Below are 8397 nucleotides of genomic sequence, written 5' to 3'. Positions count from 1 at the left end.
TTGTTTTATGTTGTTTTTATTTTATCTGGTGTAAAGTCTCTGCTGTTATGTAACTTTTCAAAGTTTCTAATCCTATTATAAACAATTATCTGACTTTTGTGAACAGAAAGAATTCAAAAATTTTATATTACTATAAAATTCCTTATTTAAACATCTGTATAATACTCATAACTGCATAGGCAATTCCAGCCCCAATTAATGGACCTACAGCAACTCCATTAAATAAAGCAACCGCTATAATTGTCCCGAAAACGAGCGCAGTTGTAATATGAGGATCCGTCGTCAATAATTGTACGCCGCCTTTCGCTAGCAAAGCGACCGCTACCCCTGAAGCTAAAGCAATCCATGCATAATACGATTTCGCTGCTTCTCCAAGTTGTTTAAAACCTATTTCCCCCGTCGCAATCGGTACGAGTACTGCTATTGTAATAACCGTAACACCAAGGTTAATCCCTTTCGTTTGTAGATAAGGAAAGACTTTATCTCCTAGAAACGTAAATTTCAATAAAAATAACACACCAATAGCTACAGTAAGCGATTGGTTTTTCGCAATAAGTCCTATAATAAGTAGTATGAATAAAAATAACGTTGACTGACTAATCATGTTTGCACTTCCTTTCTGAAAATAATGAACTCATTTCCAAACAAAAATACCTTTAAACCTATCGTTATACATGCTATATCGATGTATATGCAACAATAACCACTTCATTTTTTTATGTATTTTAAAATGAAAAACTGAGACTTTCACCATCAAAGATTTAAGCATGTATACATTTTTAAAACGATTGTCTCTCCTTTCTTTTCTAATAAGAAACAGGTAAAATAAAAAGAAGAGAAAATGAAGTTTTTACCATATAGTAGAAGCATCAACACCAAGCTTTTTCGGTCACTCATATACTGAAAAAGCAGGAAAAATCCATCATTCCACTATAACATAAAGTGAAACTTTAATCAGTGGGGCATTTTCCACTGATTATTAGTTGAACCAATCGGGCTTTTACGGGCAGTTTATCTCCATCTAACTCCTTTAATCCAGCCGCACTTTGGGTAGGAGATTTACTGCCCGTTAATGCGGGGTAAAGTGAAACTTTAATCAGTGGCGACACACTCGTTATAAGTTGAACGAATTAGGATAATCCAAATTGGAATGGGAGGTATACATCTTTGAACCGAAACTTACTATATATGATATTGCGACTCATATTTGTCATTGTAGCAACGGTAGCCGGGTTCTATGCATTACTATATATGTCAGGACTTATCTACCCCTTTATTATCGCTTTCGCATTTGCTTATTTGATTAATCCTGTCGTCAATTTCCTTAATCAAAAACTACAATTTCCTCGCGCACTAGCAGTACTCGTTAGCTTAATTCTCGTATTCGGAGCTATCGTCGGACTCGTTACATATCTTGTAACAGAAGCAATATCTGCCACAACATACTTACTACAACTTGTTACAGTAAAGTTTCCAGATATCGTTAAATTCGCAGAGCAATTTGCACTTAATCATATTATGCCTCTCTATGATGATTTAATTTCTAAATTTAATCATCTTGGGGAACCACAGCGCTATACGATTACACAAAACATTCAAAACTTAGGAACCGAAGCAACGACACAAATGAAAGAACTTTTAACTGCTATTATAAGCGGATTAACAAATTTCATTAGTGCATTACCAACAACTTTAACTGTTCTTGTATTCGTTTTATTAGCCACTTTCTTCATTAGTTACGATTGGCACCGTCTTGCTCAGAAAGTAAGAAAATTTTTGCCCAATCGTGTTCATGGCTACGGAAAAACTATTTTTGTCGATCTAAGAAAAGCTTTATTTGGTTTTGTTAAAGCGCAACTTACACTCGTATCTATGACAACTGTTATTGTACTAATCGGACTGTTAATATTACGCGTACCATACGCCATTACTATCGCGATTATTACAGGGGTTGTAGATTTACTCCCGTATCTAGGAACAGGAGCCGTCTTCGTTCCTTGGGTTATATACGTATTTTTCACTGGCGACACTGCTTTCGCCATCGGTCTTCTCATCTTATACATCGTCGTGATTGTCCAAAGACAAATTATGGAGCCTAAAGTACTTTCTTCTAATATCGGCCTCGATCCATTAGCAACTCTGATTGCTCTATTTGTCGGCTTCAAACTCTTTGGCTTTTTAGGATTAATCATCGGTCCAGTCACCTTAGTACTACTTAATACATTGCACAAAGCTCGTGTATTCCATGATTTGTGGAAATATATTAAAGGCTCACCTTCAAAATAATAGTTTCTAGTTCACATACAACAAAAACTTACATGTAATCAGTGGGAAATTTCCACTGATTATTCCTTGTACTTATTTTTCATACTCATTACATCCAACAAGAGAATTGCAACCAAAAAGGATAATTCTCTTGTTTTTTTGTATAAAAAACGCATATTTCGAGGTCTTTTTACATTTTTATTCTATTTTTTTCATAATTATTACTTACATTTATTACTTTTTATGTAAATGAATAAATATACAAAACGAATTAGAATAAGACTTAAACTAATAACTTCCCTGTCCTTATCTAACTTTTCCATGCAAATTGATTCTTTTTATATACAAAAAACAAGTTTGAGTTCACAAAAATTTTCGCGCAGCAGACTCATTAAGAGCTACCAACTCCCCAAATCACATATCCAACCAAAAACACACAGCGAATACAATAAAGTAAGACAACGATTAATAAGGATTTTGCCCACCACCGACTATGTACTTTCATAAGCAGTCCGATTTCCACTTAACTCCTTTGCACTCACCAGATGTTAAGGTAGGATAAAGTGCATCTTTAATTAACTTAACTTTAATCACCCTCCTCATCCTTTTGCAGGTAAAAAAAATAATGCTTAGATCGCTATAATCTAAGCATTATTTCTGCACAATAATAATAGAGTTCTTTCTAAACTTCCATTCCATCCATTTCATAACAAACGGCTTCAATAAAGCCCTCGTCACAGGAAGAACAAAGATAAAACCTATTATATCCGTTACATATCCAGGAAGTACCAAAAGAATACCTCCTACAAAGATAAAAATACCATCGAGTACTGCCGTTCCTGGCATTTCTCCTCTATTCAACTTAGATTGAATCTCTCCAAGTACTTTAAATCCTTGCCTTTTCGCCAAATAGACACCTACAACACCCGTAAATACAATCATAGCGAACGTAGACCACAAACCTATTACATGACTCGATCCAATTAAGACTGTAATCTCAATAGCCGGTATTAAAATAAACAAGACTAGTAACCACTTCATAGTTCCACACTCCTCTCACATACCATAACTTTAAACACCCTCACAACGCCCATATACACCACACAAAAGCCAAATACATTTTCATATCAAACTTCATAACAAATAGCTTTTAAAAGCAATTTCAGACGTCTCAAGCTAGTTATATCTCATTTTTGTGTAAAAAAAAGAGAAGGACTCCGATCCTTCTCTCCGTATTACTTATAGCACTTCCGCATGTCCATTATAAACAATTCCGCGTGCCGCATCAACTGTTACTTCTTGGCCATTCTTTAAAGTTGCTGTTACGCCGTTTACACCAACGATAACAGGAATACCAATTGATACACCTACAACAGCCGCGTGGCTTGTTAGACCGCCTTCTTCTACAACTAGAGCAGCAGCTTTTTCAATTGCAGGAATCATATCTTTATCAGTGCTTGTTGTAACAAGGATATCACCTTTGTTTACGTTCGCTACAGCTTCAGCAGCTGTTTTCGCTACAACTACTTTACCTTTTGCAGCTTTACGACCGATTCCTTGTCCTTTTGCAACTTCTTCACCAACAACATGGATTTTCATTAAGTTTGTTGTGCCAGTTTCAGCAACTGGTACACCAGCAGTGATTACTACAGTGTCTCCAAGTCCGATTAGACCTGCATCCATACCTGTTTGAATTGCAGTATCTAACATTTCGTCAGTAGACGCTGCACGTTTTCCAGCCATAAATGCTTGTACACCCCAAACAAGTGCAAGACGACGTCCTACTTGCTCATCAGATGTTACAGCTACGATTGGAGATTTCGGACGGTATTTAGAGATCATTTTCGCAGTATATCCACTTTCTGTTGGAGCTACGATTGCAGCTACATCAAGAGCAAGTGCTGTATGCGCAACAGATTGGCTAATTGCATCTGTAATTGTTGGAGTGAACTCTTTAATACGTTTTTTGAACATATCTTCATACTGTAATGATTTTTCAACACGTACTGCAATGTTAGCCATCATTGTTACTGCTTCTACTGGGTATTGACCAGCAGCTGTTTCACCTGAAAGCATGATTGCATCTGTACCATCGAAGATTGCGTTAGCTACGTCACTTGCTTCCGCACGAGTTGGACGTGGGTTACGTTGCATAGAATCTAACATTTGTGTCGCAGTAATAACTGGTTTACCTAACACGTTACATTTTTTGATTAGACGTTTTTGTACTAATGGCACTTCTTCTGGTGGAATTTCTACACCCATATCACCACGAGCTACCATTAAACCGTCAGAAACTTCTAAGATTGAATCGATGTTATCGATACCCTCTTGGTTTTCGATTTTTGGTACGATTTGGATGTATTGAGCGTTATGCTCTTCTAATAATTCACGGATTTCTAATACGTCAGACGCTTTACGCACGAATGAAGCTGCGATGAAATCAACTTTTTGCTCGATACCGAAAATGATATCTTTTACGTCTTTTTCAGTGATACCAGGAAGCTTAATGCTTACGTTTGGTACGTTAACACCTTTTTTGTTTTTTACAGTTCCACTGTTAAGAACTTTTGTACGGATGTTTCCGTCAGCTTTTTCGATTACTTCTAGTTCGATAAGACCGTCATCGATTAGAATACGAGAACCTGGGTCTACATCGTCATAAAGACCAGCATAAGATACAGAGAACTTCTCTGCAGTACCTAATACTTGCTCAGTAGAAAGAACTACTTCTGCACCTGTTACAAGCTCAGCTTGTCCGTCTACGAAGTCGTGAGTACGGATTTCTGGACCTTTTGTATCAAGTAAGATACCAACTGTTTTACCAGTTTTCTTTGAAGCTTCACGAATGTTTTTAATACGAGCGCCGTGCTCTTCATGGCTACCATGAGAGAAGTTTAAACGAGCAACGTTCATACCCGCTTCGATTAATTGTTCTAATTTCTCAATACTTTCACTAGCAGGACCTATAGTACATACAATTTTAGTTTTACGCATATTGCACCTCCGAAAATTATGAAACCGTTCCCAAATATCCGACGTTAAGCCGATTAGATGGATAATTCTTTAGATAATTGATACATGTCTTTATCGATTGTATGCTTTTGAGCTAACGCTTCGATAATGTCATGATCAACAAGTTTATTATCTTGAATACCTACACAACGTCCACCTTTACCAGCAATTAATAATTCAACTGCTCTTGCGCCAAGACGACTTGCTAATACACGGTCTTGTGCACTTGGTGATCCACCACGTTGTACGTGACCTAATACAGTTACACGAGTATCAAAGTTTGTCGCTTCCTCAATATGCTTACCGATGTCAATTGCACTTCCAACACCTTCAGCCACAATGATAATACTGTGTTTTTTACCACGTTCACTACCACGCTTCAGACGAGCAATAACATCTTCCATGTCATACTCTTCTTCTGGAATTAAAATTGTTTCAGCACCATCAGCTAAACCAGCCCATAATGCGATATCTCCAGCATGACGTCCCATTACTTCGATAACATATGTACGTTCATGAGATGTAGCTGTGTCACGAATTTTATCAATTGCATCAATAACAGTATTTAAAGCTGTATCGAAACCAATTGTGAAGTCTGTTCCAGGAATATCATTGTCGATTGTACCTGGTACACCAACACATGGGAATCCTTGTTCAGTTAATTTTTTAGCACCTTGGTAAGAACCATCTCCACCAATAACAACAAGTCCTTCGATACCGTGTTTCTTTAATTGCTCGATACCTTTTAGTCGTACTTCTGGATCTTTAAACTCAGGACATCTTGCTGTATATAATTTTGTACCACCACGGTGGATAATATCGCCAACAGAACCAAGTTCTAATTTTTCAATATGACCAGAAATTAAACCAGCGTATCCATGGTAAATACCATATACTTCAATATCATGGAAAATCGCTTTACGAACAACTGCACGAATGGCAGCATTCATACCAGGTGAATCTCCACCACTTGTTAATACACCAATACGTTTCATTTGTACTCACCTCATAAAGATTATTTGCCTTATAATAAAATAACACGAAAAAATATAAAAACACAATGGAGAAGATGTGTCTTTTCATAATAAAAACGTGCATTCGCGAAGAGGAACGCACGCTTTTATTATTTTATCCCAATGGAAGCGTTTGAAAACGAAACTTGCCCAATTTTCATATATTTTTCATAACGTTTTTCGATTAACTCATCTTTCGAAATTCCGCTTAATTGTTCAAAAGTTTTCTTAAGCATTAAATCTATATTTTCTGATTGTTTTAAAATATTACGATGTGCTCCACCTTTTGCCTCTGGAATGATTTCGTCAATTACACCTAATTCTTTTAAATCTAATGCTGTAATTTTCATCGCTTCTGCAGCTTCTTTTGCTTTACCAGCGTCTTTCCAAAGAATTGCCGCCGCACCCTCTGGTGTAATAACAGAATACGTGGAATTTTCCAGCATATGAATGTAATCTCCTACTCCAAGACCTAACGCACCACCACTACCACCTTCACCGATAACAATACAAATAACAGGTACAGTTAAACCCGCCATTTCAAATAAATTACGGGCGATCGCTTCACTTTGTCCACGTTCTTCAGCTGCTTTACCAGGATAAGCTCCCTTCGTATCGATGAAACAAATAATAGGACGATTAAACTTTTCCGCTTGTTTCATTAGACGCAGTGCTTTTCGATATCCTTCTGGATGAGGCATCCCAAAATTACGACGAATATTTTCTTTCGTATCTTTTCCGCGTTGATGCCCAATTACAGTTACTGGCATCCCCTTATATTTCGCAATGCCGCCGACAATCGCCGCATCGTCGCCAAATAGGCGATCTCCATGACATTCAAAAAAATTAGTAAATAAGTGCTCAATATAATCGAGCGTTGTCGGTCGTTCTGCATGACGAGCAATTTGAACACGGTCCCATACTTTCATATTGCCGTATATATCTTCCTCTAATTTTTCTAACTTGTCTTCCAAAATACGAATCTCCTCACTGAAGTCCATCTGGCTGTTTTTCGTATAGTCTTTCAGTTCACGAATCTTATTTCTTAGCTCAACAACTGGTTTCTCAAATTCTAGCTCTGCCATACAGCCATTTCCCCTCCTTGATGAACTTCTAAAATCTTACGGAGCGATTCTCTCATATCATCACGATGCACCACCGCATCTAATTGACCATGCTCTAATAAAAATTCTGCCGTTTGGAAATCTTCCGGTAGTTTCTCACGCACTGTTTGTTCAATTACACGTCTACCAGCAAACCCGATAAGTGCACCTGGCTCTGCAAGATTGTAATCACCAAGTGAAGCGAAACTCGCTGAAACCCCGCCCGTCGTTGGGTGAGTCATAACAGAAATAAATAACCCTCCTGCATTACTATGCTTTTTCAAAGCTACGCTTGTTTTTGCCATTTGCATTAAACTTAATATCCCTTCTTGCATACGGGCACCACCCGACGCAGTAAAGATAATAAATGGAACTTGTAAGTCGTATGCTTTTTCAACTGCACGGGCAATTTTCTCTCCTACAACAGAACCCATGCTGCCCATTCGAAAACGAGAATCCATTACTGCAACAACAACAAGCATGTCATCAATTGTTCCTTCACCAGTTACAACCGCTTCGTTCAATTCAGTCTTCTTACGATCGCTCTCTAGTTTCTCTTCGTATCCTGGAAACTCGAGTGGATTTAATGAAACCATTTCTTTGTCATACTCACGGAATGACCCTTCGTCCAATATACTATCAAGACGTTCCCATGCATTCATAGGATGATGATATCCACAATTCACACATACTTTTAAATTTTTTAGAACCTCTTTCGTATACATGATTTTTTTACATTTCGGACATTTTGTCATAACGCCATCTGGTACATCTTTTCGTACTTGTTCTGAAGGTATTGCAGCGTACTTTTTCTTTTTCACGAATAAATCTCTTAGCACAATTTGACCCCCTTCGTTGAGAGCTAAGGTTAGCGCAAGAAGAAAATTGGGCTAACACCAAAGTTTGATGTTAGCCTTATCTTCTCAATCTGTCTAATAACCTCACTCTTTACGTTTAACTTTAACCGCTACGCGATAGAATGTTTGTCATAACGTGTCATG

General features: G+C 37.5%; 7 protein-coding genes. 1 reads left to right on the top strand and 6 read right to left on the bottom strand.

Going from position 1 to position 8397, the window contains the following annotated elements; all coding sequences use genetic code 11:
• Window positions 1-142 precede the first annotated feature (142 nt).
• A complete protein-coding gene (locus tag K5S59_RS05570) occupies window positions 143-604 on the bottom strand; it encodes a DUF441 domain-containing protein (RefSeq protein WP_000625507.1) in 462 nt (153 codons plus the stop codon).
• A 563-nt stretch (window positions 605-1167) separates the two neighbouring features.
• On the opposite strand from K5S59_RS05570, the gene ytvI reads away from it, so the two are divergent.
• Window positions 1168-2286: a sporulation integral membrane protein YtvI gene (gene ytvI / locus K5S59_RS05565; protein ID WP_001081381.1), complete on the top strand. Its 1119-nt coding sequence runs from the start codon at window positions 1168-1170 to the stop codon at window positions 2284-2286.
• A 630-nt stretch (window positions 2287-2916) separates the two neighbouring features.
• Here the strand turns inward: ytvI and K5S59_RS05560 are convergent.
• The 5 genes from K5S59_RS05560 to accD all read right to left on the bottom strand — a co-directional run bounded on the left by K5S59_RS05560 (window position 2917) and on the right by accD (window position 8235).
• The gene (locus K5S59_RS05560) at window positions 2917-3306 is read right to left on the bottom strand and encodes an FxsA family protein (protein ID WP_120450920.1); all 390 of its coding nucleotides are present in this window, start codon (window positions 3304-3306) and stop codon (window positions 2917-2919) included.
• A gap of 198 nt (window positions 3307-3504) precedes the next feature.
• Window positions 3505-5262 carry a pyruvate kinase gene (gene pyk, locus K5S59_RS05555; protein WP_001232676.1) on the bottom strand — a complete coding sequence of 586 codons (1758 nt, stop codon included), beginning with the start codon at window positions 5260-5262 and terminating at the stop codon, window positions 3505-3507.
• A gap of 53 nt (window positions 5263-5315) precedes the next feature.
• On the bottom strand, window positions 5316-6275 hold the full coding sequence (pfkA, locus tag K5S59_RS05550) for a 6-phosphofructokinase (protein ID WP_000821161.1): 960 nt from the start codon (window positions 6273-6275) through the stop codon (window positions 5316-5318).
• 128 nt (window positions 6276-6403) lie between these two features.
• Window positions 6404-7378, bottom strand: a complete 975-nt coding sequence (gene accA, locus K5S59_RS05545) for an acetyl-CoA carboxylase carboxyl transferase subunit alpha (protein WP_000818786.1) — start codon at window positions 7376-7378, stop codon at window positions 6404-6406.
• Window positions 7366-8235, bottom strand: a complete 870-nt coding sequence (gene accD / locus K5S59_RS05540; RefSeq protein WP_000942872.1) for an acetyl-CoA carboxylase, carboxyltransferase subunit beta — start codon at window positions 8233-8235, stop codon at window positions 7366-7368. Before accD ends, accA begins: the two co-directional genes overlap by 13 nt.
• Window positions 8236-8397: the final 162 nt, after the last annotated feature.

Source organism: Bacillus sp. BML-BC051 (assembly GCF_019656175.1).
GTDB classification, from domain to species: domain Bacteria; phylum Bacillota; class Bacilli; order Bacillales; family Bacillaceae_G; genus Bacillus_A; species Bacillus_A mobilis.
Note: the sequence above shows the minus strand (reverse complement) of the source record. Positions and strands in the feature narration are given on the sequence as shown.

Bases quoted from the DNA above. Each gene is read 5' to 3' on its own strand.
- pyk (WP_001232676.1), bottom strand. From the start codon at position 5,262: ATGCGTAAAACTAAAATTGTATGTACTATAGGTCCTGCTAGTGAAAGT.
- K5S59_RS05560 (WP_120450920.1), bottom strand. From the start codon at position 3,306: ATGAAGTGGTTACTAGTCTTGTTTATTTTAATACCGGCTATTGAGATT.
- pfkA (WP_000821161.1), bottom strand. From the start codon at position 6,275: ATGAAACGTATTGGTGTATTAACAAGTGGTGGAGATTCACCTGGTATG.
- accA (WP_000818786.1), bottom strand. From the start codon at position 7,378: ATGGCAGAGCTAGAATTTGAGAAACCAGTTGTTGAGCTAAGAAATAAG.
- K5S59_RS05570 (WP_000625507.1), bottom strand. From the start codon at position 604: ATGATTAGTCAGTCAACGTTATTTTTATTCATACTACTTATTATAGGA.